This is a genomic window from Bacteroides sp. D20, assembly GCF_003436255.1.
GTDB classification, from domain to species: Bacteria; Bacteroidota; Bacteroidia; order Bacteroidales; family Bacteroidaceae; genus Bacteroides; species Bacteroides uniformis.
Window position 1 is genome coordinate 46741 of record NZ_QSOO01000017.1, and the last position, 26784, is coordinate 73524.

Genomic DNA, 26784 nt, shown 5'->3' on the forward strand with positions numbered 1-26784 from the left:
GGAAAGGAGATGCAACTTGGTTGCAAAGTGAAAATTTCCGGAATGTCCGGGAAAGATTTCGCAAGCCGACACTTTCCGTATCGGCAATATCGGAGATGTTCATCCCGAAGATTTCCGGTAGCTGATAGAGGTAATTCGCGAGTTAAACGCTATCTTTCCCTATTTTTACACCCAATTTCGGAGGTATTAGATTTATGGCAACATCCAGAGAAATGGAAGAATACGGAGTTGTTCCTATACATTTCCGTTTCTTTTTTCCCGGTTTGGAGACTGCTCTGCATCCTGCGATACACTATCCAGGGGGTGGGATATACCAATCTTGCCATGCTTTCCGGTGTCTTGGAGATGATTGCCCGGATACTGGTCAGCCTACTGGCTGTTCCAGCCTTCGGTTGTCTGGCTGTTTGTTTTGGTGACCCTACTGCATGGATTTTTGCAGATGCCTTTTTAATACCAGCCTTCATTTATGTCTATCGGCGGATACTTCGGATGAAGAAAAATTAGTGTATCTTTGTATCGGGGAGTTGAAAGAAGAATGACTGGACGAAAAATTATACACATCGATATGGACGCATTCTACGCCTCCGTAGAACAGCGTGATAATCCTGCATTGCGGGGCAAGCCCATTGCCGTGGGCCATGCGGAGGAACGGGGAGTGGTGGCGGCAGCCAGTTACGAGGCACGGCGTTTCGGGGTGCGTTCTGCCATGTCGTCACTGAAGGCAAAGCAGCTGTGCCCCCAACTTATCTTTATCCCGGGACGGATGGAAGTCTACAAATCCGTTTCCCGCCAGATACACGAAATCTTTCATGAATATACGGATGTCATCGAGCCCATTTCGCTGGACGAGGCTTTTTTGGATGTGACGGAGAATAAACCGGGCATTCCATTGGCTGTAGACATCGCGAAGGAGATAAAGCGGAAGGTGCGGGAGAGGTTGAATCTGGTGGCTTCCGCCGGCATATCCTATAATAAGTTTCTTGCCAAGATAGCCTCGGACTACCGCAAGCCGGATGGGCTTTGCACCATACATCCTGCCCAGGCACTGGACTTTGTTGCCCGGCTGCCCATTGAAAGTTTCTGGGGAGTGGGACCGGTAACGGCGAAGAAGATGCACACCTTGGGGATTCACAACGGGGAACAGCTGCGCATGCAGTCTTTGGAGATGCTGACCCGCGAATTTGGCAAAGTGGGGACAGTCTATTATGATTTTGCCCGTGGCATCGATACCCGTCCGGTAGAGGCTGTCCGCATCCGCAAGTCTGTGGGTTGCGAACATACGTTGGAGAAGGACATCAGCAAGCGTTCATCCGTCATTATAGAGCTGTACCATGCGGCAGTGGAGCTGGTGGGGCGACTGGAGCACGCCAATTTCCGCGGGAATACGCTGACGCTGAAAATCAAGTTTCATGATTTTAGCCAGATTACCCGCAGTATGACCCAAACAAAGGAGCTGGTTGCCCTTGACGTGATTCTGCCTTTGGCAAAGCAATTGCTGCAGGAAGTGGATTATGAACATCATCCTATCCGTTTGATTGGGCTTTCCGTTTCCAACCCCCGTGAAGAGGGGGAGGAGAAAGGAGTCTGGGAACAGCTGAGTTTTGAATTTAGTGACTGGGAGACGGAACATTCAAATAAATAATGCTATATTTGTGTTCAGTATTAAAAAAAGGAAAGCTATGGGCTGTTTTATGAATATTTTGTGGTTGATGTTTGGAGGTATCATCACTGCTGTGGAGTATCTTATTGCAAGTTTATTGATGATGTTCACCATTATTGGCATCCCTTTTGGCATGCAGACCTTGAAAATGGCAAGCCTTGCCTTGTGGCCTTTCGGCAAAGAGGTTCGTAGCGGGGAACGTTCCAACGGTTGCCTCTATGTGCTGATGAATATTCTTTGGATATTCTTGGGCGGCATTTGGATTTGCCTTTCGCACTTGGGATTCGGGTTATTGCTGTGCATCACCATTATAGGCATTCCTTTCGGTATCCAACACTTTAAGCTGGCAGGGCTGGCATTGACTCCTTTCGGGAAGGATATTGTTGCGGCTTGAGCGATTGTGCTGTATCGTTTTTTATAAATATATGTAAGTATAATTGATGGTAGAGGATGAATGGCGCTTTAATCTTATTGTAATGTGCTTCTGCTTGCATGCTAAATGTTTAGCTTTGTGTTTAGCATCCGATTATGGTTCTATTTTTTGTTTTTATTTGAATTATATATAATAATAATTTTATTTTTAAAAGTGAAATGTTATATTTGTGATTATCCTCACCTATAACACTTCACATATATGCGAAAAACACACCTTTACACGCTACTATGCGTCCTATGTTTTCCATCTTTGGTTTGTGCACAACAAGCCGTTTTTGATGAATTCAGAAAAGCGGCAGGAGATTATGCTGCTCTTTACTCCGGTAAGGCAGAGGAAAATTATAACCAGCAGAAGTATCTTAACCATCCCTATTGGAATACGGATGAATTTCGCGAGGGGGCTGTCTGTTATGGCAGATGGCTTTACTCGGATTTGCAGCTCCGTTATGATACCTATAAAAAGAGTCTGATTGTGGTTACTCCGGAGAAACGGATAACCTTGCAGGTAGATATGCGGAAAGTGGATTATTTTGTCATAGAAGGACAGAAGTTTGTACCGCAGGGTGACTGTTTCGCTGCGTTGCTATATGATAGTCCGCAAATGTGCCTGACACAGTATATCGTATCCACAATGGAGTCTCAGGTGAAGAAAAACGATCTTTATTACAGCCGGTTCAAGAAAAAGAGCTATTTCAGTCTTCGCAGTGGCGGAACCGATTATGTGATAACTTCCCGTTCGGGTTTCTTGAAACTTTTTCCTACATACAAGAAGCAGTTGAAGGCTTATTGCCGGAAAGAGCGGCTGGACTTCAAGGAAGATGGCGGTGTCCGGGCAATGACCCGGTTAACGGAATATATTGATTCCTTAATTCATGGAAAATAATATGAAAGCACATAATCTTAAATATACAGTAGCCTTTTTCCTCCTATTGTCGCCTTTCGGCATGTTTGCACAGCAACAGATGGCTACGGACAGCATTTCCATATTCGAATTGATGGATGCAGTAGAAAAGGGCACGTCTTGCCGTGTTTATACAACGATAACGGTTCCTTTTAAAGTGAAGCGGGCAGAGGTGAAGAACCCCACTGCCGAGTACTTGAGAGAGGCTTTGGCAGCTACTATCTATAAGGTGACGGTTTATGGTGACAGAATATTTGTCTTGCCGGAGATTTTTCTGGCTACCTCGCTGCCACCGGTATTGATGGGGGAAAAGTTGGAGACGGATGAGGAACTATTGCCTTCATACATTCCTATTGTGAAGTCTTCTTCAGAAAACAAGGTCTATGAGATAGGAAACAAGTACAAGCCTGCCCCCGGAGATATGATAACTTTGACCGGAAGAGTTTCTGACTTTAAGACCGGCCAGAATCTGGATGGTATCGACATCATTCATCGAGAGCCGTGGGTAGCTACGACGACCAACCGTCAGGGGGAATTTACCATTGACCTGCCTGCAGGCTATAATATTCTTGAAATCAGTGGGATGAATATCAAAGTGACCCATCGGCAATTTATGCTTTATGGTGAAGGCATTGTCCATATCGAGTTGGAAGAGGAAGACCATATGCTGGATGAGGTGCTTATTGTTTCGGGGCGTATACAGAACGTGAAAAGTGTGCAGTTGGGAATGGAGAAGCTGCAGCCTGCCCTGCTGAAAAACATTCCTACGGCTATGGGTGAGGTGGATGTGCTGAAGATGATACAGACACTTCCCGGCATCAAGACAGTGGGGGAGGCATCCAGCGGATACAATGTGCGTGGGAGTGCCGCTGACCAGAACCTGCTTCTTTTCAATAACGGAACGATTTATAACCCCAATCATCTTTTCGGTTTTTTCACGGCTTTTAATTCGGACATGATAAAGGATGCGGAACTTTATAAGAGCAGTATCCCCAGCCAGTATGGCGGGCGTATCGCTTCCGTACTGAACATCACCAGCAAGGAGGCGAACAAGGAAAAGTTTACTGGTTCTGCAGGTATCGGGCTTGTGACCAGTAAGTTGAATCTCGAGATTCCCATCATTAAGGAAAAGACTTCCCTTCTGCTGAGTGGACGTACGACCTATTCGGACTGGATAATGAAGACATTGCCCAACAAAAGCGGGTATCGTGATGGGAAAGCCGGTTTCTATGATTTGGGGACTGTCTTCTCGCATACGCTGAACGAGCGCAACAAGCTGAATGTCTATGGCTATTATAGTCACGACCGTTTTGCCTTTAATGACAATGAGAAGTATGCCTACAACAATATGAATTTCTCGGCAAACTGGAGGACTGTCTTTGCAGAAAAGCTGACCGGAAACTTCTCTTTCGGTTATGACCACTACGATTACCGAAATGATGAAACGGTGGAGGAAGCGTCTGCCGCACGGCTGTCTTTTGCCATTAACCAATGGTTTGGAAAAGCGGACTTTCTTTATCAAGCCGGCAATAGCCATGCGGTGAACTTCGGTTTGATGAGCCAGCTGTATAATGTGAATTCCGGGACCTACGAGCCGGTGGGGCCTAATTCGCTGGTAAGATATGATGAACTGCAAAAGGATAAAGCACTGGAAAGTGCCGTTTATATAGGGGATGAATGGGATATAACTTCCAGGCTCTCCATCAATGCGGGTATACGCTATTCCATGCTCAATGCTTTGGGACCGTGCACTTACTATACATATCAGGAAGGTATACTGCCCTCCATGTCTTCGGTGGCGGATTCTATCACGGCGGGGAATGGAAAGGTCATCAAGACCTATCACGGACCGGAATTCAGAGTGTCGGCACGTTATGCCTTTACAGATGATTTTTCCGTAAAGGCCGGTTTCAATACGATGAGGCAGTATATCCATAAGGTATCGAATACTGCCGTTATGTCTCCTACAGATACCTGGAAGCTGAGCGACCCCAATATCAAGCCTCAACGTGGCTGGCAGGTGGCGGCAGGCGCCTACTATAATACGCCGGGGCAACTTCTGGAATTATCTGTAGAAGGATATTACAAAAAGCTGATTGATTATCTGGATTATCGCAGTTCCGCCCAAATCCTGATGAACCACCATCTGGAGACGGATGTCATCAATACGGAGGGATATGCTTACGGCGTGGAATTCCAGGTGAAAAAACCGGCTGGAAAACTGAACGGGTGGATGAGCTATACTTATTCGCGCACTTTCTTGCGTCAGAATGATCCGCGCATAGCCCGTCCCATCAATGGTGGAGAATGGTATCCGACCGAGTATGACAAGCCGCATGACTTCAAGCTTGTAGGCAATTACAAGTTTACCCGCCGTTACAGCATGTCTTTCAATATGGATTACAGTACGGGCCGTCCCACCACAATTCCTGCCGGGCAATACTACGACCAGGGTTTGAAGAAAATGCAGGTTTACTATACCGACCGTAACAGTTATCGTGTTCCCGACTATTTCCGTATGGATTTGTCGTTCAATATTGAACCCAGTCACCACCTGACATTGTTGACCCACAGTTCCCTTTCTTTCGGTATCTATAACCTGACCGGAAGGAAGAATGTGTACTCTGTCTATTTTGTGTCCGAGGAGGGTAGGATTCAAGGATACAAGATGTCCATATTCGGTGCTCCCATTCCTTTTGTTACTTATAATATTAAATTCTGAAAGGGTATGAAGAATAAAGTATATTGGGTGATATGTATATGTCCGTTATGGTTGTTCCTTAGTAATTGTGTGGATAAGTTCAATGCCCACTTGCCGGAAAGTAGTATCGGCCTTCTCATAGTTGAAGGTAGTATAATATCGGATAGTGCTGTCGTGTTTTCTTTGAGCCGTTCCTTTTCCTTGGATGTGGAAGGGGTTCCTCCTGATTTCAATAAGGTGGATGCTGAAGTTTGTGTAACCGGTGAGGATGGCTCCAGTTTTAGGGGTGTTGCGTTGGGTAATGGAAAGTACCGGGTTGCTGTCGGAACATTGCATAGGGATGTCCGCTATAGCTTGAAGATTGTCTATGAGGGAGATATCTATACTTCCGAACCTCAATATCCGATAGGAACGGAAAGCATAGACGATGTCACCTACGAACAGCAAGGGGAGTATGGTGATGTCAGTATCCGTTTCTCTATGCAAAGCAAAGATGCTGCATGTTATTCTTGGAGTTATGAAGAAGATTGGGAGGTGAGGGCCGTATACAATCCTATGTGTGCTTATGACCCCGAAACAGATAAGATCGTTGATTATGATGCTAGACCATACTCACGCGGATGGTGTCATAGTGAATCGTCCGAGATAATAATAGGTAATATGGAAATAAACAAGGATAATCGTGTAAAGGATAAGTGTCTCTATTCCATTGAAGCAGACGATATTCGTTTTTCTTGCTATTACAGTACTATAGTGAAACAACGTAAGATTTCGAAGGGTGAATATGAATATTATCAGGAGAAAATAAAGCTTAATGAGGAGATGGGCGGGTTGTTTGTTCCCCAGCCTTCGGAATTGCCGTCGAACATTAGATGTGAAAGCTCAAATAAACAGGCCATTGGATATGTTGGTGTCAGTTTGAATGTGGCGGAATATCGCATTTTCATTTCTACAGATGATATACAATATAGGCTTCCTGAGGGGTATTGTCAGGGAGCGAAAGGGCTGAAAGAAGAGTATACATTTTTAGATTTATACTTGATGGGGTATACCATTGCATATCCGGACCCGGACCCACGTACGGGATTCAAAGGTTATGCATGGGTTTCTGGAGGTTGTACAGACGTACGCTATTTAGGTGCCAGCTTGGAAAAGCCTTCCTTCTGGCCAGTTGAAATCAATCTGTTTTAATAAGAAAAAGCGATGAATAATGCAAAATATATAGTAACATGGATATGCTTGTTGTGGCTCACTATTGGCAGTTGTGTGGATAAATTCAATGCGCACTTGCCGGAGAGTAGTACGAGGGTGCTTATAGTTGAAGGTAACATCATATCAGATAGTACAGTTGTTTTTTCCTTGAGCTGTTCCTTTCCTTTGAATGTAGAAGGAATTCCTCAGGATTATAACAAGATAGATGCAGAAGTCAGTGTAGTAGGAAGTGATGGTTCTTGTTTTAATGGCACTTCTTTGGGAGATGGAAAATACCAAGTTGTAATTGGCTCTTTGAATAAAGATGCCAGCTATAGTCTGAAAATTGTGTATGAAGGGGATATTTATACTTCGGAGCCTCAATATCCATTGGAGACAGAAACAATAAATGACGTTACCTACGAGCAACCGGAAAAATACGGTGACATCTCTATCCGCTTTTCTATGCGGAGTGAAGATGGCGGATGTTATTTCTGGAGTTACGAGGAAGATTGGGAAGTGAGGGCAGTATATAATCCCAAGTTCCGTTATGACCCTACCACTGATGAGGTGGTTGATTTTGATGCTACACCATATGCACGGGGATGGTGTCATGATAAGTCGGCTAAAATCATAGTAGGTAATATAGGAACAAATAAGGATACTCAATTGAAGGATAAGTGGCTCTATTCTATAAAGGCGGATAATAACCGTGTCTTTCATCATTATAGCACTTTGGTGAAACAGCGTAAGATTTCGAGGGGCGAGTACGAATATTATCAGGAGAAAATAAAAATCAATGAAGAAATGGGTGGATTGTTTATTCCTCAGCCTTCAGAACTTCCTACGAATATTATTTGCAACAATTCAGGCAAAAATGTAGTTGGTTATGTGGGAGTTAGCATGAATGTGGCAAAATATCGTATTTTCATTTCTGCCGATGATATATATTATAGGTTTCCTGACGGTTATTGCCAAGAATTTAGAGGTTGGGCAGATTCGTACATGGATTTATATGTGATGGGATATGCTATTGCTTATCCATTGATGGTAGGTTATGCATGGGTTTCCGGAGGTTGTACAGACGTACGCTATTTAGGTGCCAGCTTGGAAAAGCCTTCCTTCTGGCCGGATGAAATGAATTAATATTGAAATGATATGAAGAGAGTGATATTTTGTATTATAGGTTGGGTTCTTGTATTGGGATTACACGCTCAAATTGTTGAGAATATGCGTATTTATACAGACAAGGACTGCTATGTGGCTGGAGAAGATTTGTGGATAAAAGTTTGTGTGACGGATTCCTTGTCTCGTGGAAGCGTATTAAGCAAAGTAGCTTATGTAGAGATAAGTGACACGAAGCTGGTATACGCACAAGGTAAAATCGACTTGCAGAACGGGAATGGATGGGGACGTATCAGACTTCCGCAAGTCATGCATACCGGAGCTTACCAACTGACGGCATATACGCGTTATATGAGGAACTATCCTATGGCTTGTTTCCCAAAGAAGTATATAGCCTTGCTTAATACTGTTCAGACAACAGAGGAGGATAATGTGGAACTTTTTACGGATTCCATTACCGTTTCACAAGCTTCCGGCAATCAGCTTTCCGGAGCGGACTTATGGACAGATAAATCGGTCTATGGGAACCGGAGTAAAGTAGCCTTGACATTACCCAATCTGCCTGCTGATGTCAAGGAACTTACTTTGTCCGTAGTACGAAAAGACTATGTGCTGAAGGGGTTTCCAATATCAGCCGACGGGCAGAAGAACTATACAAGTGTTCCGGAACGGTCATTTGCTGCAGAGTGTGAAGGGCATATTGTAACCGGCAGGCTGATGGGAGCGCCTGCTGACAATGTAAATGCACGTCTGGCATGTGTGGGCAAGGATATTCGTGTCTTTGGCGGACAGCCTAAGGCTGACGCTATTTATGCTTTTTATACGACCGGAATAACGGATATGCAGGAGATTGTATTAACTGCATTACCGGAGGAGGAAAGTCCCTGCCGATTGGAGCTTATTTCTCCTTTTGTCGGGGTGTTGGCAGAAAAACTTCCTAAAGTCTGTGTGTCATTTCGGAAAGAAGACTTGATAGAGCGTGGTTTCAGCGCGCAATTACATTCTCTTTTGCCGGTAGATTCTTCGTATAGCAAGAGTATATTGCAACAACTTTATGATTTTGTTCCCGCTTCCACTTATAATCTGGATGAGTATGTTCGTTTCAGGACTGTGAGGGATGTTTTTGTGGAATTTGTCAAGGGAATACGTATCAGTCAGCTGGAAGGTAAAGATGTCATCCGGATACTGCAACCGGATATAAGGAGATTCAGTAATATGAAAACACTGGTGTTGTTAGACGGGATTCCGTTTGATGACCATGAAACCATTCTGAACTATGATGCCCGTTTGATACACTATATACATCGTTATACTGGCAAATATACTTTTGGCGGGGAGTTGTATGATGGAATTGTTTCGTTTATAACCCATCGGGGAACATTGCCTGATATACGTTTGGATAAGAATTCACAGATGTTTTCTTATGAGTTTCCACAAAAGAGAATCGCATTTGTTGCTCCATCATACAATTCAGAGAAACAAGCCGGTTCTCGCTTACCGGATTTTCGGCATACACTTTATTGGAATCCGGAGATAACTTCCGCTATGGGTACACTCAACTTTTATACTTCGGATATGAACGGAATATATATAATTACCCTACAAGGAATTTCGGTTGACGGTAGGGAGATAAGGATGCAAAGTGAGTTTGTTGTTGGTGCTAACCATTAGTATAGATGGATAAAAAAGAAAAAGGGCAGAGAACTGAAAAGTTCCCTGCCCTTTATTCATTGTATTTAAAGGTGTTTTTTTACATGGTTACGAGTGACTGCTTTGCAAGCAGCTTTTGTAGTTTACCGTTCAGTGTTTGACACATTGTTCCATTACCCATTGCCTGATAGCGTTTGATTTGGTACTGTAACATAAAAATTTCATTTGCATTCTTTTTCATAATTCTCATCTTTTTGTGCTCTCCGCGTTTCGGAAAGCGGGTTTTTACATCTTTTCTTTTATCTTATAACGTTGCAAAGATACGAAATGTTTGCGAGAAATGTGTTTTATAACATAAAAAATAGCCATTCATCCTTTATTTTCTTTAGAAATACTAGATTTTGCAATCTATATATGACAAATATGTTACGCAAGTTTCGCAAACTCTTCCTTGTTTTATACCTTTGTAAAAAGGGATATTTTAGTATGGAGAATATTGTCAGAACAATAAGAGCTTATTATCCGGTTTCAGATGAAGCATTGGCGACATTGGCACATGGTTTTGAAAAGCAAGTGTTTCCTGTCAAAACACTTATTATCCGTGCAGGACAATTTGATAGGCAAGTCCACTTCATAGAGAAGGGAATGACACGCTCGTACACCTTGCACGATGGAAAAGAAATAACGACATGGTTCTCTATGGAAGGTGATGTAGCTTGTGGCTCGTGGGATTTATATAGGAACAAAGCAGGCTTTGAATACGTGGAAACATTGGAAGAAACACTGGTCTATTCTATTTCCATTGAAACGCTTAATGAGTTGTATAAGTCAGATATAGATATTGCAAATTGGATGAGGGTGTTACAACAGGAAAATTTTCTTCGCTTACAAGATATTCATATATCTCGCCTCAACTTGTCTGCGTATGAGCGTTATGAAAAATTAATGAGTGAGTGTCCGGCCCTTTTTCATAGAGTGACTTTGGGACATATCGCTTCTTTCCTTGGCATTACACAACAATCATTGAGTCGTATCAGGGCAAAGGGGTATTTTTTAACATAGGATAAATTCCTATACATTAGAGTTTTGTATTTTTGTCCGCAAAAACAGGATGCGTATGAAAACAGAATATGAAAAGTGCATGGCTGGCGAACCTTTTATAGGAAGCAGGGATCCGAAAATAGTGGAGATGATTTTGCGTACAAAACGTCTCCTGGCACAATTCAATGCCACAGATTATGCCGATAGCAAGCGCAGGAGGGAGTTGTTGTGTGAGATGTTGGGACATGTAGGCAAGAATGTGCATGTGGATATTGACTTCCATTGTGAATGTGGCAAGCATATTTTTATGGGCGACAAGGTAATTGTCAACATGAATTGTACCTTTGTGGACAACAATCGTATTGACATAGGTAGCAACGTCTTAATAGCCTCTAATGTACAGATATATACGGCAACCCATTCTACCAAAGTAGATGAACGTATGGTGCAGGACTGTCCGGAAGAACAAGAAATCTGCCGTACGTATGCCTTACCTGTACGAATAGAGGATGGAGTATGGATTGGTGGAGGGGTTGTCATTTTGCCTGGTGTCACCATCGGGAGGAACAGCGTTATCGGGGCGGGGAGTGTGGTTACCCGTTCTATTCCTGCGAATTGTGTGGCAGTGGGAAATCCTTGTCGTGTGATAAAACAGATTGATAATATAGTATCTGTATGAGCATGTGTTGAGTAAATGTATTATCTTTGCATATATTACCATGTAAACAAGAGAGACTATATACTTATGGGGAAATTGGTGGAACTTTGGCGGAGTCCTTATCCTACGTTTTATCAACGCTGGAAGGCAGTAGTGATACCTTCGGCCATTATTTTTCTGATATTATATATACTTCAGCCGTTCGGTATTTCCCGGATAAAGGGAAGTGTGTTTGGGGTGGTTGCCGGTTCTGCATTGATTGCGGCAGGTGCTTCGGGAGTTTTCACCTATTTGCTTCCGGCATTATTTCCTGCTTATTACAAGGAGCAGAACTGGACATTGGGTAAGCATGTGTTGAATTTGCTGCTGATGTTGTTGCTGATAGCAGTGGGGATTTGGGCCTATCAATCATGGTTGATGGGAATGTGGTTGGACAAGCGGTTGTTCTTTCTGGCTTTGTCTTGGGTAATGGTGCTGGCACCTTTTCCTACCATATTTTTTCTGATGTGGAACCGCAATTTGCAACTGACCCGCAATCTGAAAGAAGCTATGGAGATGAACGGTCACCTTTCAAGGAGAATATCCCCGGAAGTTGGGATAGCGAGCTTGGAAGACAAGGTGTTTTCCTCGGAAGAAGCGTTGGTGTTTGCCGGTGGCACCAAAGAAATGCTGGAAGTAAAGGCCGGAGATTTCCTTTATGCAGAGGCAAAGGGGAATTACGTAAAAGTAGGTTACCGTTCAGATTCGGATAAAGAAAAGAAAATTACATGGAGATTGTTGCGTGCCACCATGAAGCAGGCAGAGGAAGCTGTCTCTGCTTGCCCTTTTATTATCCGTTGCCATAGGGCCTTTCTTGTAAACATCCGGATGGTGGTGAAAGTAGATGGAAACTCTCAGGGATATAAGCTGAATCTGGAGGGTTGCGAAGAAGATGTTCCGGTTTCACGCGCATACGCCAAAGAGGTGAAAGCATTGATTGAAAACCGAACAAAGAGTTAGTCACTCGTCACAGAAATACGTTGTTCGTCACAAAGAGTTTGTTGGTTGTCACATATCCGGGCTGTCTGTCCCGGATATTTTTTTGTCTTATACCCTTCCTTTATGTTTGCGGCAGGAAACACAACGAATGTAAAGATATGAAACGGGAAACAGTCTTTGGGATATTGGGTGTATTACTTTATACACAGCCTTCCGTAGCGCAGAAATCAGTGACCGATACAGTACGTCTGAATTTTAATATAGACAGTGTCGCTTTGGAAGAAGTAGTGGTAAAAGGAGCCAGAACTCCTGCTGCCAACAGCCGTTGGAGCGATATGCATCCGGTGGAACTGGTCACGGTGGGCGGTGCGAACGGTGATTTATACAAGGCATTGCAGACTTTGCCCGGTACGCAAGTGCAGGGTGAAACCGGTGAATTGCTGGTACGTGGTGGAGGCAGTTACGAGACGCAGACTTTTATTGATGGAATGCATGTACTGAATCCCTATACTTCGAACGGAATAAATACCCCTGCTCGCAGCCGTTACTCTACATTTATGTTCAGTGGGGTAAACCTTGCTTCGGGAGGCGCTTCACAAGAATATGGAGAAGCGCTTTCGGCAGTCTTGCCATTGGAAACAAAAGATTACAGCAAGGTCGATAAAGTCGGAGTGAACGCTTCCGTTGTCGGTGTTGGTGGAGGGGGCACAAAGACTTTTGACAGAGGATCCTTGTCTGTTGACTTGAATTATCAGAACCTGGGTTTGTATGACAAGGTTTATTCGGGCAGGAGGGATTTCGAGAAGCCTTACCGGATGTTTTCCGGAGCTGTCCAGTTCCGTTATACTCTTGATGAAAGAGTGGTATGGAAGGTTTACGCACAATACGACCGGACGGACTTTTCCACTTACGAAGGGGATAACCGCAGATTGTTCGGGCTGGGTGAAGACAATATCTATGTAAATGCAACCTTTCGCAGGCATACTTCCGGAGAGTGGAGTTGGTTTGCAGGGGCGGCCTATTCTTACTATAACCGGAGAATCGGAGGAGCAGTTGTTTCGGGTGATAACTGGCTGGAACGTCAGCAAGAGACGCATCTGAAGGCTAAAGTTTCCAAACGGCTGTCATCGGTATTCCGCCTGGATATGGGGATAGAGAGCTATATCCGCAATTACAGGAATCATTATCTGTTGTGCGGGACGGATGACAGCAATCGCATGTCGCCTACCATTGGTGCGGGTTTCTTTTCGATGGCTTATTATCCGATGGAACAATTGAAGATGGAGTTTTCTTTTCGCACGGAATACACTTCTCCGAACCGTAAGATGAATTTCTCTCCCCGGCTGGCGGCGAACTATTATTGGGGAAACATGATGCTGTCGGGGATTGTAGGGCGATACACACAGTTGCCCGAGAACAACTGTTTGGTGCGTCGGCCGCAGTTGATGTCGGAAGTATGTATGCAGTACAATTTGGGCGTTCAGTACGACTATGAAGGGCGTTTCTGTAAAGCTGAACTTTATTATAAGGATTATGACCGTCTGGCATTGGAGGAAACGGATGCCGATACGAAAGCTGTATTCTTGACCTCCAACGGTTATGGACACAGCAAAGGCATAGACTTGTTCTTCCGTGATAGAGCGTCCTTCAAGAATCTGGAATACCAGTTATCCTATACCTATAATATAGCCAAACGTAAATATCGGGAGTATCTGGAACTGACTACTCCTCAGTATGCTACACGGCATAATGCAGCCTGGGTGGTGAAGTATTCCTTGCCTCGCCTGCGTTCCATTGTCAGCGTGACCGACCGTTTCAGTAGCGGACGTCCTTATCATAACTCCATGCTGCCGGGTCTGATGAACGATGAAGTGAAGCCTTATAACAGTCTGGATTTGGGTGTGACCTTCCTGGCAAGCAAGAAGGTAATCATCCATGCTTCCACCAGCAATATCCTTTGCCGGAAGAATGAGTTCGGTAAGGTGGATAACAAGGCTGTCCTGGCTTCCAGCGACCATTTTTTCTATGTAGGAGTATATGTGACTTTAGGCAAGAAGGCCGCCTACGATGTATCCAATTTTTAGACAATAACCCTTTTTAAATAAACAAAGATGAAAGCAATGATTATTTTTTTAGTATTTGTAATGCAAAGTGCCGCCCAGCTGCTCTTTGCCCAGAACCTGACTATTGAAGTGTGTGACATTGAAAAGGTGGAGGGGCATCTCTATGTCGCCATCTACAATTCGGAAGAAACATTCATGAAGAAACCCTTGACCGCCTTCCGGATAGATGTGAAAGATACGTCGCTCTCCATTCCTTGCCAGGGGTTACCTACGGGTACGTATGCCATTTCGTTGTTTCAAGACGAGAACGGAAACGGGAAACTGGATACTGCCGTTTTCGGCATTCCTACAGAGAAGTACGGGTTCAGTAATGATGCTCAAGGCGTTATGGGTCCGCCGTCTTATGACAAATGCAGCTTCACTTTTTCCGGAGACACGACTTTGGTGATACATCTGAAGTAGAGTGATTATGTAAGTAAAACGGGAATTAATTTTCTTTTGCGGACGATTTACACTATTTTTGTGGTTCAACCTTAATAATTGCGTTATGAAACGAGTTGCACGACTTCTGGGATTTCTCGGACTGGTATGTTTGCTTGCCTCTTGCGGCAAACGTTCTTTCATTACAGACACTTCTTACCGCCAACGTGTGGAGCAAGACTTCAATCAAAAAAAAGAAAGGTTGCCGCAGGGCGATTTGTTTGCCATATTTGATACGGACTTGACGTCGTACGAACGCGAAGCTTTGGAGTTCCTTTATGCCTATATGCCTTTGGCAGACATTGCCGATTATTCCGGAGAATTTCATCTGATGAACGTGCGCGCCTCCCAAAAGGCTGCCGATGAGATGCCTTGGGGAAAAGTTATTCCTGAGGATTTGTTTCGTCATTTTGTACTTCCGGTGCGGGTCAACAATGAGCATCTGGACAGTGCACGGGTAGTGTTTTACGAAGAACTGAAGAATCGTGTCAAGTCTCTGTCCCTCTATGATGCCATTCTGGAGGTGAACCACTGGTGCCACGAGAAGGCTATCTATACTCCCTCCGATGCCCGTACCAGTTCGCCTTTGGCAACGGTACGCACGGCATACGGGCGTTGTGGCGAGGAATCTACCTTGCTGGTTGCCGCCTTGCGTTCGGTGGGTATCCCTGCTCGTCAGGTCTACACACCCCGGTGGGCGCATACCGACGACAATCATGCGTGGGTAGAAGCATGGGCAGACGGGAAATGGTATTTTCTTGGAGCCTGCGAACCCGAACCGGTACTCAACCTTGGTTGGTTCAATGCTCCGGCCAGCCGCGGCATGTTGATGCATACCAAAGTTTTCGGACGTTATGAAGGAGTGGAAGAAGTGATGTCCGTCACTCCCAATTATACGGAAATCAATGTAATCGGTAACTATGCACCGACGGCCAAGGCCACGGTTACGGTAACGGACGGGCAAGGCAAGCCGGTGCCCGATGCTTGTGTGGAGTTCAAACTCTACAATTATGCTGAGTTTTATACCGTAGCCCGGAAGCGGACCGATGCGGAGGGAAAGGCTTCTTTGACAGCCGGTAAAGGCGACATGCTGGTATGGGCATCGAAAGACGGACAGTTCGGCTATGCCAAACTGTCTTTCGGCAAGGACCATGAGTTGGCTGTGAAGATGGACAAGACTGCCGGTGACGGTCATACGGCGGATTTCGAACTTGTGCCGCCCCCCGAAAATGCGGAGTTGCCGGAGGTTACTCCCGAACAGCGTGCTGAGAACGACCTCCGCATGGCTCATGAAGATTCTATCCGCAATGCCTATGTGGCTACGTTTATGACAGATGAGACTGCTCGCTATTTTGCCCGGCAGTACCAGCTCGACGAGGATGCCGTTGCCCGGATTCTGGTAGCTTCCAGAGGAAACCACCGGGTTATTGCCGACTTCATGGCACGGTTGCGCTCTGAAAAGTCCAAAAGAGGAGGTCTGGACCTGCTCCAACGGATTTCGGCAAAAGACCTCCGCGACGTTACACTGGAAGTTCTGATGGACCACATGCAATCCCGTATGTGCAAGAATGCCGACCATTTCCGCAGATATGTGCGCAATCCACGCGTAAGCAACGAGATACTGACCCCCTATAAAGGATTTTTCAAGAAAGCCGTCTCAAAGGAAGATGCTGAGGCATACAAGGCAGAGCCGATGAAACTGGTGGCATGGGTGGCCCAAAATATCCGGGTAGACAATGACTGTAATTTGGGAGGGGCTCCCATTTCTCCGGAAGGGGTCTGGAAGGCCCGTGTGGCTGATGCCCATAGTCGTGACATTTTCTTCGTCTCCATGGCACGCAGCATGGCAATCCCTGCCCGTATCAACGGAGTGACCGGCAAAGTACAGTTGATAGGGGATGATGGTGCGATGGATGTGGACTTGAACCATCATCCGGAAGAGCCGGTCTTTATGGCAGAAGGAATTGCTTCGAAGGGAAAGTTGGTGGCTTCCTATAAGCCTATCCGTTCGTTGGATAACCCGAAATACTATTCTCATTTCACTCTTTCCAAACAGACCCCGCAGGGCAGTTTGCAATTGCTTTCCTATGACGAAGGCGATGCAGATATGGGCGGCGGTACTACATGGAGCAATCTTCTGAAGGAAGGAACAGCTCTGGAGGCCGGAGATTATGTTTTGGTGACCGGTACACGCCTTGCCAGCGGTGCGGTACTTTCTAAAACCACCTTTTTCAATATTCTGCCGGAGAAGACAACGGAAATTGAATTGGTGATGCGCGAGAGCGAGGATGAGGTGCAGGTTATCGGGAACTTTAATTCGGAGTCTCTCTTCACTCCGCTGCCGGACGCCGGCTCCGCAGCCCAGCAGAGTCTGCTGCAGGCTTGTGGGCGCGGTTACTTTGTCGTAGGCATTCTGGGTGTCAATCAAGAGCCAACCAATCATGCGTTGCGCGACATCGCTTCATTCAAGGCTGATTTGGAGAAGTGGGGGCGTAAGATGGTGTTGCTGTTCCCTAATGAGGCCAAAGCCGGCAAGTTCGCCCGCGAGTCATTCCCCGATTTGCCCTCTACCATTATTTATGGTATAGATACGGACGGTATCGCTGCGCAGATTGCAGAAAGCATGAAGTTGAAGCATAAAGAGAGCCTGCCGATATTCATCATAGCCGATACTTTCAATCGGGTGGTCTTTGTATCGCAAGGATACACCATCGGACTGGGAGAACAACTGATGAAGACAATAAAGGGGTTATAGGGCTTTCTGCCATGAATTGTAAATAGTAATCGTCAAATAGTAAATCATCCGATGCCTGTTATCGAAATATCATCTTTGACCCATCCCGGTGTGGAGATATTCAGTACCCTTACCGAAGCCCAGTTGCGCAACCGCTTTGAGCCGGACAAAGGGCTGTTTATAGCTGAGAGTCCTAAGGTTATCAAGGTGGCTCTGGATGTCGGCTACGAGCCTTTGGCCCTTTTGTGTGAGCACAAGCACATTTATGGGGATGCTGCTGAAATCATTGAGCGTTGTGGCGATATACCCGTCTACACAAGCGGTAGGGAATTGCTTGCCGAGCTGACTGGCTACGTTTTGACACGTGGTGTTCTTTGTGCCATGCGCCGTCCGGTTCCGAAGAGTATGGAGGACGTCTGCCGGGGAGCCCGGCGTATTGTGGTTATCGACGGGGTGGTGGATACCACCAATATTGGGGCCATCTTCCGTTCGGCGGCAGCTCTTGGCATGGATGCTGTGCTGTTGACGCGTAATTCCTGCGATCCTCTGAACCGTCGTGCGGTCCGGGTTTCAATGGGAACGGTTTTTCTTGTGCCGTGGACGTGGATGGACGGTCCTCTGGATACGCTCGGTGAGTTGGGTTTCCGCACGGCGGCCATGGCGCTTACGGACAATTCCATTTCCATAGACAATCCCGTTTTGAAGACCGAGCCCCGGTTGGCTATTGTGATGGGTACTGAGGGAGATGGTCTTTCGCACGAAGCGATTGCGGGAGCCGACTATGTGGTTCGTATCCCCATGGCGCACGGTGTAGATTCGCTGAACGTGGCGGCCGCAGCGGCTGTTGCTTTCTGGCAACTTCGCGTTTAGAAGTGATAACTCAAAAAAGCATATATTATGTTGGCATATACTTATATTGAACACGGAAAGTTCGGATTGCTTGAGAAACCGATACCGGTATTGGAAGATGCACGTGATGCTATTGTGCGGGTGACACTGGGTAGCATATGCACCAGTGACTTGCATATAAAGCATGGAAGTGTACCGCGCGCCGTACCCGGAATTACGGTAGGACACGAAATGGTGGGCATCGTAGAGCAGGTGGGTGCCGAAGTTGAGTCGGTAAAGCCCGGCGACCGTGTGACTGTGAATGTGGAGACTTTTTGTGGTAAATGTTTCTTTTGTCGTCACGGATATGTGAACAACTGTACCGACACTAATGGCGGTTGGGCTTTGGGGTGCCGTATCGATGGCGGCCAGGCGGAATATGTACGTGTGCCTTATGCCGACCAGGGACTGAACCGTATTCCCGATACGGTAAGCGACGAGCAGGCGCTCTTGGTAGGCGATGTGTTGGCCACCGGCTTCTGGGCTGCCCGTATCTCCGAAATAACCGAGGAAGACACTGTACTCATCATCGGTGCCGGGCCGACGGGTATTTGTACCCTGCTTTGTTCCATGCTGAAGAAGCCCCGTCGCATTATTGTCTGCGAGCAGTCGGCCGAAAGAATCCGTTTTGTCCGCGAGCATTATCCGGAGGTGCTGGTCATTGGGCCGGAAAACTGCAAAGACTTTGTGAGGAAGCATAGCGACCATGGTGGGGCAGATGTCGTACTTGAAGTTGCCGGCACGGAAGATACTTTCCGCTTGGCATGGGAGTGTGCCCGTCCCAATGCCATTGTCACCATTGTGGCGCTTTATGACCAGCCTCAGTTATTGCCCTTGCCGGAGATGTATGGCAAGAATCTTGTCTTCAAGACCGGTGGTGTGGATGGGTGCGATTGTGCCGAGATACTGCGCCTGATAGCGGCGGGACAGATAGATACCACACCGCTTATCACACATCGTTTCTCGTTGGAGGAAATTGACGAAGCCTACCGTATTTTTGAGAATAGGCTGGAGGGGGTGATAAAGGTGGCGATTGTGGGTAGATAGAAAAAGAGGATAGCCAATGAAGGCTATCCTCTTTTTCTATGTAATTATTTACTTGCTACTTACTTGCTCAAAGCTTGAGCCACGTCAACCGCACAAGCCACTGTACATCCTACCATCGGGTTGTTACCGATACCCAGGAATCCCATCATTTCTACGTGGGCAGGAACTGATGAAGAACCAGCGAACTGAGCGTCTGAGTGCATACGACCCATGGTGTCAGTCATACCGTAAGAAGCCGGTCCGGCAGCCATGTTGTCCGGGTGCAGAGTACGACCAGTACCACCACCGGATGCCACTGAGAAGTACGGCTTGCCAGCCAATACGCGTTCTTTCTTATAAGTACCTGCAACCGGGTGTTGAAAGCGGGTCGGATTCGTAGAGTTACCAGTGATAGATACATCCACGCCTTCTTTCCACATGATAGCCACACCTTCGCGAACATCGTCTGCACCGTAGCATTTTACTTTGGCACGGGGACCGTCGCTGTATGCGATTTCACGAACTACTTTCAGTTCACCTGTATAGTAATCGAATTGAGTCTGAACGTATGTAAAGCCGTTGATACGAGAGATAATCTGTGCAGCGTCCTTGCCGAGACCGTTCAGGATGCAACGCAGAGGTTCTTTACGTACCTTGTCAGCTTTAGCGGCAATCTTGATAGCACCTTCGGCAGCAGCGAATGACTCGTGACCTGCCAAGAAAGCGAAACATTTGGTTTCTTCACGCAGCAACATGGCTGCCAAGTTACCATGACCGATACCAACCTTGCGGTCGTCAGCTACAGAACCCGGAATACAAAATGCCTGCAGACCGATACCGATAGCTTCAGCAGCTTCAGCAGCGTTCTTGCAGCCCTTCTTAATGGCGATGGCGCAACCTACAACGTATGCCCATTTTGCATTTTCGAAACAGATGGGCTGAGTTTCTTCACAAGTCTTATAAGGATCGAGACCATGAGCTTCGCAGATAGCATTGGCTTCTTCGATGTCTTTGATACCGTTTGCGTTCAATGCAGCAAGAATCTGCTTGATACGACGGTCTTGGCTTTCAAATTTTACTTCTCTAATCATATGTCTTTCCTCCTTATATTATTCGTGACGTGGGTCAATGTGTTTAACTGCACCTTGCTCTTCAGTGAAGCGGCCGTATGTACCGGTAACTTTCTTCAATGCTTCATTGGCGTCTGTACCTTTCTTGATTTCATCCATAAACTTGCCCAGATGAACAAATTCGTAACCGCAGATTTCGTCGTTCTTGTCCAAAGCGATAGTCTTGATGTAACCTTCTGCCATTTCCAAGTAACGAGAACCCTTAGCCAACGTTCCGTATAATGTGCCTACCTGGCTGCGCAGACCTTTGCCCAAGTCTTCCAAGCCAGCTCCAATCATCAAACCGCCTTCAGAGAAAGCAGACTGAGTACGACCGTAAACAATTTGCAGGAAGAGTTCGCGCATAGCTGTGTTGATAGCATCGCAAACGAGGTCAGTATTCAATGCTTCGAGGATAGTCTTTCCCGGGAGGATTTCTGATGCCATAGCAGCAGAATGAGTCATACCGGAGCAACCGATAGTCTCAACCAAAGCTTCCTGGATAACGCCTTCCTTTACATTGAGGGTTAATTTACATGCACCTTGCTGAGGAGCACACCAGCCAATACCGTGTGTCAGACCAGAGATGTCAACAATTTCTTTAGCTTTTACCCATTTACCTTCTTCGGGAATAGGAGCCGGTCCGTGATTAGGACCTTTCTTCACAACACACATGTGTTCCACTTCGTGTGAATAAGTCATAATTAGCTCTTTTTTTAAGTGATATAATTAAAAAAAACGTAGTCCACTTTTATTAGTCGGGTGCAAAGTTAGTTGTTTTCCCCGTTTCTGCCAACTGTTCAATTTGACTTTTTTTAAAAAAAGAAGTAATAAGAAGCTGAATTTCTGCGGAATGTAAAGTGGAGTTTGCAGTTGACTGTTTTTTCTCGTCTCTGATAGGGTTTGTGAATCAATAAGGTATGTGCTTGTTAATCAGGAAGTAATTTTGCCAACCCCTTGCTTGCGTCTTGGCAAACTTTTGCCATGCCTATGGCAAAGTTTTGCCAACGCGGTGGCAAAGTCTTGCCAATGGTAAGGCAAAATCCTGCCAACTGGTTGGCAAGGCGAAGAAAATAAAGGGGAGTCCGTGTTTGACTATGGCTGCAAAGTCTTACCTTTGTGGCACATTAAATAAAATACAAACTATGATAGAAGTTACAGATGTGGCATTGCGCCAGGCTGCCGGTGAAGGGATGGATGCATTCATCGGCGTATTCACCGGTGCTTATAAGAAAGAAATAGGCGGAGAAATGACTGCCGGGACGATGTCTTTGCTTACCGGTGAACAGCATTCATTGTTGGCCTATCAGATATTCCGTGATGAAGTGATGGAAGGGGGCTTCTGCCAACTGATTCAAAATGGTTATGGCGGTTATATTTTCGACAATCCGTTTGCCAAAGTGATGCGTTTGTGGGGAGTGGGCGATTTGAGTAAGTTGGTTTATGCTGCCAAGAAAATATACGATAGCCATCGTGACGACTTGGAACGCGAACGCACAGACGAGGAGTTTATGGCAATGTACGAGCAATATGAGGCTTTCGATGAACTGGAAGATGAATTTTTGGAAAAAGAGGAGGAATATACAGCTTTGGTTGCCGGCTATGTGGATGAGCATTTGGAGCTGTTTGCCAAGATTGTGTGATAGAGAGTAACGAGGAAAGGCATATTAGCCTATACCCATTCTTGCCTTTCGGTATTGGAGAGATGTGCTATCTGAAAGCTAAAATATGCGAGCTATGAATGCCGAGATGAAAAATGGAATTAATTTATTGATGATTCTTGTATTGTTTATCTCATGTGTACAAGAAAAAGAGGACAATAATGTCTTAAGACGTGTGGAAGCGTGTATGGAATTATTTCCTGATAGTGCCTTGTCGCTTCTGAGTCAAATTGAATGTCCCGAATGTATGAGAGGACAACAGAGAGCAGATTATGCTTTGCTTTTAACGCAGGCTTTGGATAAAAACTATTTGGATAATTTGCAGTCAGACTCATTGATAATGATAGCGGTAGAATATTATAAACAGGAAGGTGATAAATTGAAGGCAGGGAAGGCTTACTTTTATTATGGAAAAGTGATGTTGTTAAAGGAGCGCTTCTCAGATGCTATGCAGGCTTATCTGGAAGCATCGAGTCTCTTGGAAGAAACTAGGGATTATAAAGTACAAGGGATGGTCTGGGAATATATAGGGTATTTGAACTCGGTTCAAGGATTGTATGAAAATTCTATAGACAATTTTAAACATTCTATCAGGTACTATGAACTGGCGAGTGACAGACGTCGTATTTTATATGGTTATAGGAATATGGCAAGAGGCTATTTTTCGGTACATCATAATGATAGTGCAGGTTGGTATGCTGAAAAAGGGCTTGTGTTGAGTGACACTGTTAGTGGTATGAAGGCATCTTTTCTACATTTATTAGGACTTATTGCCAATAATGAAAAACGATATCCACAAGCAATAGAGTATTTTTCAAATGCAATGGAAGTTTGTGATAATTTAAATGATAAATATCGTTATAGTTTGTCTTTGGGACGTGTTTATTCTGAAGTAGGTCAAAAGAAAAAAGCTGAAGATTGTTTTGTTTCTTGTATCAATGCAACTAATATTTTTGTGTCTTCGGGTGCATATTACTATTTGGCTGATATGCATAAAAAAGATGGTAATTATTTGAAAGCGTTTTTGTATAAAGAGAAGTCTGATTCATTATTAGAGGTGACTCGTAATGCTGAACTGCAAAAGCAGTTGTTGGATTTGCAGAATAAGTATGAAAATGATAAGCTTATTTTGGAAAATAAACAGATAAGGCTGGAAAATGAGAAACAGACTTATTTTTATTTGTATTCATATTAGGGTTGGGCATCATCGCTTTCTTTCTGGTTAGGAAAAGGTATCGAACAAAATTGTTGCGTAATGTCGAGATTATTGGAAATAATAATGCAATTATTAATAGATATGCTTGTAGAATTGCAGAATTGGAGAATGTGAGCTTACAAGAACGTCAGGCTAAAAAAGAGGAAATAGGAATCCTGAATAGAAAAATCCTTTGTTTAATAGCAGAAAATAAGCGAGTATGTGAGAATTCGAGTGTTGACGCCTTGTTTGTATTAGAGGAATTGAAGCAAGGAAATTTGATTATTAGTAATATGACTATTGCTGAACGGCAACATATATTTGACTTTCTGGATTTGGTTCATGCGAATTTTATTACTCGACTTAAACAAGAGTTTGATTTAACAAAAAATGAATTATTGTTGGCTGCGTTGCTGAAAGTGGGATTCTCTAACAAGCAATTAATGATTGTTTTTGATTGTGAAATGAAATCCATATATAAAAACAGACAAAGACTAAAAGCAGATTTAGGACTTACTAAGAATGATTCTTTAGAGCAAATGATAATGATGTATTGAGAAAAAAACGTTTTTTTGTCCTATATGTTTCTTTGTAGTGTGTTGATATATAATTTATTACCTACCCTATTTTTGTCCGCATAGTTATTGCTGAATTATTGTTGAATAGTCCCTAATTTTGTATAAATAAAAAATGAAAGACTATGAAACTGAAAATTATCTTATCTGTATTGTTGTTATTTTCTTTATTAAAGGTCGATGCTAATCCTTTGGTCGACATAAGTATTGCTTCTGGAAAAGAAGAAGTCTTTTTGCATTCAAATGATATTCCTTTTGAAATTCTGACTACGGGAAAAGAAGATGGAAGCCGTTCCGTTATACCATTAGTGCCATTTGTTGTATTCGTTGAAGATTCTAATTATTCCGTGGAATTGGATTTTATGGAAGGAATCGGGGTAGTGGAAATTGCCATTTCCCAAAATGGTTCTGTGATTTATTCTTCTTCCGAGAATATTCTATCTCCCCTTCGGAAATATTTGCAACTTCCTTTCGGAGTATCAGGGGAGTATTGTATAGAAATTAAAGGAGATAATGGGGCATATGCATATGGCTGTTTTGAATTATGATATATTGTTAACTAAAAAATGTAATGCTTATGAAAAAGATTAGTTTATTGTTGGTAGGAGTGTTAGCTCTATTTTCTTGTGAGCAAGAGGAATTGGATAACTTTGTGGAAAGTAGTGGTGTGGGGCAGGTGATGACAAGGGCGATAGGTTCTAGTGCGGATTTTGATCCGATAAGTGAGCTTGCCGAAATTCCAGTGAATATTTTGAATATTGGAAACTCTAAACAAAAGTATCTTACTTGTAAAGAGAAAGGTACTGAAATTTGTTTAACAGATAAAGATGATGGATCTTTGAGGCAGAGATGGTATCTGAAGTATGGAAGAACTATTGTTGTTGCTGGGGGAAATAATAGAGTGACATCCGATACATATGGAGTTGTTACTCCTAATAACTATTTATCTTCAGAAATACCTGATAATCTTCGTTTGAGTTATTGGAATAAATCAACTTTTGATTCACCTTTGGCTGGACCTGGCTTAAGCTTTAATTGTTTGGCTGATGCTAATTGTATGATATATACGATGTATGGAAACTTTAATACTGGTTTGTCTTCTTATTATTTGCAATCAGAATCTTCAACGTCTTCCTCTGTAAAGTTTAAAACGAATAATTCCTCAAGCCTCGCTTTATGGGAAATAGTTCCTGTTGGTGAATATGAACTTGTTGGTTTAGAGTATGTACGGACTACGGTTGACAGCTTTGAACCTACAGAAGTGATTTGTGACCATGATGAATATACAAATGAACATTTAAGCGTTGATACATGGAACTATTCTTTATCTACAAGCTATACAGAAAAATCTGATTTTTCAAAAACAGAAGGAGTAAGTGTCACTATTTCAGGAGGATTGAACGTGGGTATACCTAATGTGGTAGGAGATGATTCTTCGCTTGGAGTAAATGTTTCTGTACAGCAGCAGACAAATAAATCTTGGACTTATGGTACAAGTGATAGTAAAACGGTAACAAAAACGAGAACTGGACAAATCCCGATTCAACCAGGTGAAACTGTAAAACTTGATGCGGTGTTAGTCATGTACAAAGGTAGTTTGACTTACGTTGCTACATTAAGGAAAATAGGGGATACTAAAACGTTTAGAGTTAAAGGAAAATGGAGTGGAGACTGCTTTTCTTCTTTTGAAGCTAGAACATATAATCCAACAACAGGGAAATTGGTAGGAGAATATGTTTTAGAATAATGTGATTGTCTAAATTATGGTTGTTTATAAATGTTAAATAAATATTGGGGCGTGCAGTATTTAGATTAATCTTTCATTTAATCTTAAAAACAATGAAAAAACGAGGAGAGTGCTATATTACTCAATTCTTTTATCTAAATTTGCAAACTCTAATATTTATAGGAAAGATGAAACAATTAAAATTCTTGATGGTTGCCTTGACATTGTTGATGGGCATTGCGTTTACTTCGTGTCTGAATTCAGATGACGGAGAGTATGATGACATTTATGGCATGGTTTTAGTGAATAACTATATGGGATTACTCTCTTTTGAAGATGCTGCGGGTAACACTTATCAACCTACATCGGCTTCTGTTACTCAATTTGAGGCAAATTCGAGTTTGAAGATTTCAGATTCTCGAATGGGAATCATCTTAGGAAAGAGCATAGAACCTGAGACGAATGAAAAATCTAAAACTACCAACTTCACTTTGAAGAATTTTCAGCCTATTTCTTTTGCAAACGCTGTCGTATCAATGACAGCAGAAAGCTTGGTTGTTGATGCGCCGGAAACAGCACCGGTGATAACTTTGAAATTGGAAAATGGGTCAGTTCAGCCATTTTTGTATAACAAGGATATACTTGTAACTCCTATAGCTTGGAGACTGCAAAATGACAACGATAAGTTTAAGATGCATAAATTTGCTTTAGCTTGTGTACTGGATGAAATTGAAGCAGGGGCCACAGACCTTGTTTTCTATCTACGTCATGATAAGGGTGCTGATGATAAGACAGATGTTTATTATTCTAATTGGTATGGGTATGATATAAAAAATGCTTTAGAAAGGTTTAAAGAAAAAGCAGGAAATCTTCCTACTAAATTAGTTATTAAGTCGCATGAAAGTGGAAATAATAGCAATACAGAAATACCGGAAAACTATACGGAATATACTGTAGAATACAAAATTGCGTCTACTAATCAATAAA

The 26784-nt window shown here is 43.9% G+C and carries 24 protein-coding genes and 2 pseudogenes; 23 read left to right on the plus strand and 3 right to left on the minus strand.

Features of this window, described 5'->3' with window-relative positions; translation table 11 throughout:
* Nucleotides 1–46 precede the first annotated feature (46 nt).
* The 9 genes and pseudogenes from DXD78_RS16325 to DXD78_RS16365 form a co-directional block, all read left to right on the plus strand.
* A pseudogene (locus DXD78_RS16325) lies at nucleotides 47–121 on the plus strand (2-aminoethylphosphonate:pyruvate aminotransferase); the annotation flags it as partial.
* Nucleotides 122–216: 95 nt separating this feature from the next.
* A pseudogene (locus DXD78_RS16330) lies at nucleotides 217–504 on the plus strand (2-aminoethylphosphonate--pyruvate aminotransferase); the annotation flags it as partial.
* Nucleotides 505–535: 31 nt separating this feature from the next.
* Nucleotides 536–1642, plus strand: a complete 1107-nt coding sequence (gene dinB, locus DXD78_RS16335; RefSeq protein ID WP_009038099.1) for a DNA polymerase IV — start codon at nucleotides 536–538, stop codon at nucleotides 1640–1642.
* Nucleotides 1643–1679: 37 nt separating this feature from the next.
* Nucleotides 1680–2054, plus strand: coding sequence for a YccF domain-containing protein (locus DXD78_RS16340; RefSeq protein ID WP_005832831.1), 375 nt, complete (start codon nucleotides 1680–1682; stop codon nucleotides 2052–2054).
* A 240-nt stretch (nucleotides 2055–2294) separates the two neighbouring features.
* On the plus strand, nucleotides 2295–2978 hold the full coding sequence (locus DXD78_RS16345) for a hypothetical protein (protein ID WP_005832827.1): 684 nt from the start codon (nucleotides 2295–2297) through the stop codon (nucleotides 2976–2978).
* A 1-nt stretch (nucleotide 2979) separates the two neighbouring features.
* Complete coding sequence (locus DXD78_RS16350) at nucleotides 2980–5718, plus strand: TonB-dependent receptor domain-containing protein (RefSeq protein ID WP_034529665.1); 2739 nt, start codon at nucleotides 2980–2982, stop codon at nucleotides 5716–5718.
* 6 nt (nucleotides 5719–5724) lie between these two features.
* The gene (locus DXD78_RS16355; RefSeq protein ID WP_005832823.1) at nucleotides 5725–6888 is read left to right on the plus strand and encodes a DUF4249 domain-containing protein; all 1164 of its coding nucleotides are present in this window, start codon (nucleotides 5725–5727) and stop codon (nucleotides 6886–6888) included.
* 12 nt (nucleotides 6889–6900) lie between these two features.
* Nucleotides 6901–8034, plus strand: a complete 1134-nt coding sequence (locus DXD78_RS16360) for a DUF4249 domain-containing protein (protein ID WP_009038101.1) — start codon at nucleotides 6901–6903, stop codon at nucleotides 8032–8034.
* An 84-nt stretch (nucleotides 8035–8118) separates the two neighbouring features.
* Nucleotides 8119–9684, plus strand: coding sequence for a hypothetical protein (locus tag DXD78_RS16365; RefSeq protein WP_227212788.1), 1566 nt, complete (start codon nucleotides 8119–8121; stop codon nucleotides 9682–9684).
* A 79-nt stretch (nucleotides 9685–9763) separates the two neighbouring features.
* Here the strand turns inward: DXD78_RS16365 and DXD78_RS21220 are convergent, their stop codons facing one another.
* Entirely contained in the window at nucleotides 9764–9904 is a 141-nt protein-coding gene (locus DXD78_RS21220; RefSeq protein WP_005832819.1) for a hypothetical protein, read from the minus strand.
* A gap of 245 nt (nucleotides 9905–10149) precedes the next feature.
* Between DXD78_RS21220 and DXD78_RS16370 the strand changes: the two genes are divergently transcribed.
* From DXD78_RS16370 to DXD78_RS16405, 8 genes are all read left to right on the plus strand, one after another.
* Nucleotides 10150–10725, plus strand: a complete 576-nt coding sequence (locus tag DXD78_RS16370; RefSeq protein ID WP_009038102.1) for a Crp/Fnr family transcriptional regulator — start codon at nucleotides 10150–10152, stop codon at nucleotides 10723–10725.
* Nucleotides 10726–10780: 55 nt separating this feature from the next.
* Nucleotides 10781–11383: a sugar O-acetyltransferase gene (locus DXD78_RS16375; protein WP_005832814.1), complete on the plus strand. Its 603-nt coding sequence runs from the start codon at nucleotides 10781–10783 to the stop codon at nucleotides 11381–11383.
* 66 nt (nucleotides 11384–11449) lie between these two features.
* Nucleotides 11450–12361, plus strand: a complete 912-nt coding sequence (locus DXD78_RS16380; protein WP_008665300.1) for a LytTR family DNA-binding domain-containing protein — start codon at nucleotides 11450–11452, stop codon at nucleotides 12359–12361.
* Nucleotides 12362–12498: 137 nt separating this feature from the next.
* Nucleotides 12499–14424, plus strand: coding sequence for a TonB-dependent siderophore receptor (locus DXD78_RS16385; RefSeq protein ID WP_009038103.1), 1926 nt, complete (start codon nucleotides 12499–12501; stop codon nucleotides 14422–14424).
* Between the two features lie 27 nt (nucleotides 14425–14451).
* Nucleotides 14452–14865 (plus strand): DUF2141 domain-containing protein, encoded by a 414-nt coding sequence (locus DXD78_RS16390; protein WP_005832808.1) that lies wholly within the window; start codon nucleotides 14452–14454, stop codon nucleotides 14863–14865.
* 85 nt (nucleotides 14866–14950) lie between these two features.
* On the plus strand, nucleotides 14951–17638 hold the full coding sequence (locus DXD78_RS16395; protein WP_009038104.1) for a transglutaminase domain-containing protein: 2688 nt from the start codon (nucleotides 14951–14953) through the stop codon (nucleotides 17636–17638).
* A gap of 51 nt (nucleotides 17639–17689) precedes the next feature.
* Nucleotides 17690–18487: an RNA methyltransferase gene (locus DXD78_RS16400; RefSeq protein WP_005832804.1), complete on the plus strand. Its 798-nt coding sequence runs from the start codon at nucleotides 17690–17692 to the stop codon at nucleotides 18485–18487.
* A gap of 27 nt (nucleotides 18488–18514) precedes the next feature.
* Nucleotides 18515–19552 carry an alcohol dehydrogenase gene (locus DXD78_RS16405; RefSeq protein ID WP_005832802.1) on the plus strand — a complete coding sequence of 346 codons (1038 nt, stop codon included), beginning with the start codon at nucleotides 18515–18517 and terminating at the stop codon, nucleotides 19550–19552.
* Between the two features lie 59 nt (nucleotides 19553–19611).
* Here the strand turns inward: DXD78_RS16405 and DXD78_RS16410 are convergent, their stop codons facing one another.
* Together DXD78_RS16410 and DXD78_RS16415 are read right to left on the minus strand one after the other, a co-directional pair.
* On the minus strand, nucleotides 19612–20622 hold the full coding sequence (locus DXD78_RS16410; RefSeq protein ID WP_005831851.1) for a GGGtGRT protein: 1011 nt from the start codon (nucleotides 20620–20622) through the stop codon (nucleotides 19612–19614).
* An 18-nt stretch (nucleotides 20623–20640) separates the two neighbouring features.
* Entirely contained in the window at nucleotides 20641–21342 is a 702-nt protein-coding gene (locus tag DXD78_RS16415) for an iron-sulfur cluster assembly scaffold protein (protein WP_005831848.1), read from the minus strand.
* Between the two features lie 443 nt (nucleotides 21343–21785).
* Here DXD78_RS16415 and DXD78_RS16420 point away from each other — a divergent pair, with 443 nt between their 5' ends.
* From DXD78_RS16420 to DXD78_RS16440, 6 genes are all read left to right on the plus strand, one after another.
* Nucleotides 21786–22283, plus strand: coding sequence for a DMP19 family protein (locus DXD78_RS16420; protein ID WP_008665373.1), 498 nt, complete (start codon nucleotides 21786–21788; stop codon nucleotides 22281–22283).
* Between the two features lie 94 nt (nucleotides 22284–22377).
* Nucleotides 22378–23496, plus strand: coding sequence for a lipopolysaccharide assembly protein LapB (locus tag DXD78_RS16425; RefSeq protein ID WP_227740922.1), 1119 nt, complete (start codon nucleotides 22378–22380; stop codon nucleotides 23494–23496).
* Nucleotides 23497–23549: 53 nt separating this feature from the next.
* Complete coding sequence (locus tag DXD78_RS21385; protein ID WP_227740920.1) at nucleotides 23550–24053, plus strand: hypothetical protein; 504 nt, start codon at nucleotides 23550–23552, stop codon at nucleotides 24051–24053.
* 143 nt (nucleotides 24054–24196) lie between these two features.
* Nucleotides 24197–24619: a DUF3244 domain-containing protein gene (locus tag DXD78_RS16430; protein ID WP_008665376.1), complete on the plus strand. Its 423-nt coding sequence runs from the start codon at nucleotides 24197–24199 to the stop codon at nucleotides 24617–24619.
* A gap of 29 nt (nucleotides 24620–24648) precedes the next feature.
* On the plus strand, nucleotides 24649–25818 hold the full coding sequence (locus DXD78_RS16435; protein ID WP_225982668.1) for a hypothetical protein: 1170 nt from the start codon (nucleotides 24649–24651) through the stop codon (nucleotides 25816–25818).
* A 92-nt stretch (nucleotides 25819–25910) separates the two neighbouring features.
* Nucleotides 25911–26783 (plus strand): hypothetical protein, encoded by an 873-nt coding sequence (locus DXD78_RS16440; protein WP_005831838.1) that lies wholly within the window; start codon nucleotides 25911–25913, stop codon nucleotides 26781–26783.
* Nucleotide 26784 lies beyond the last annotated feature (1 nt).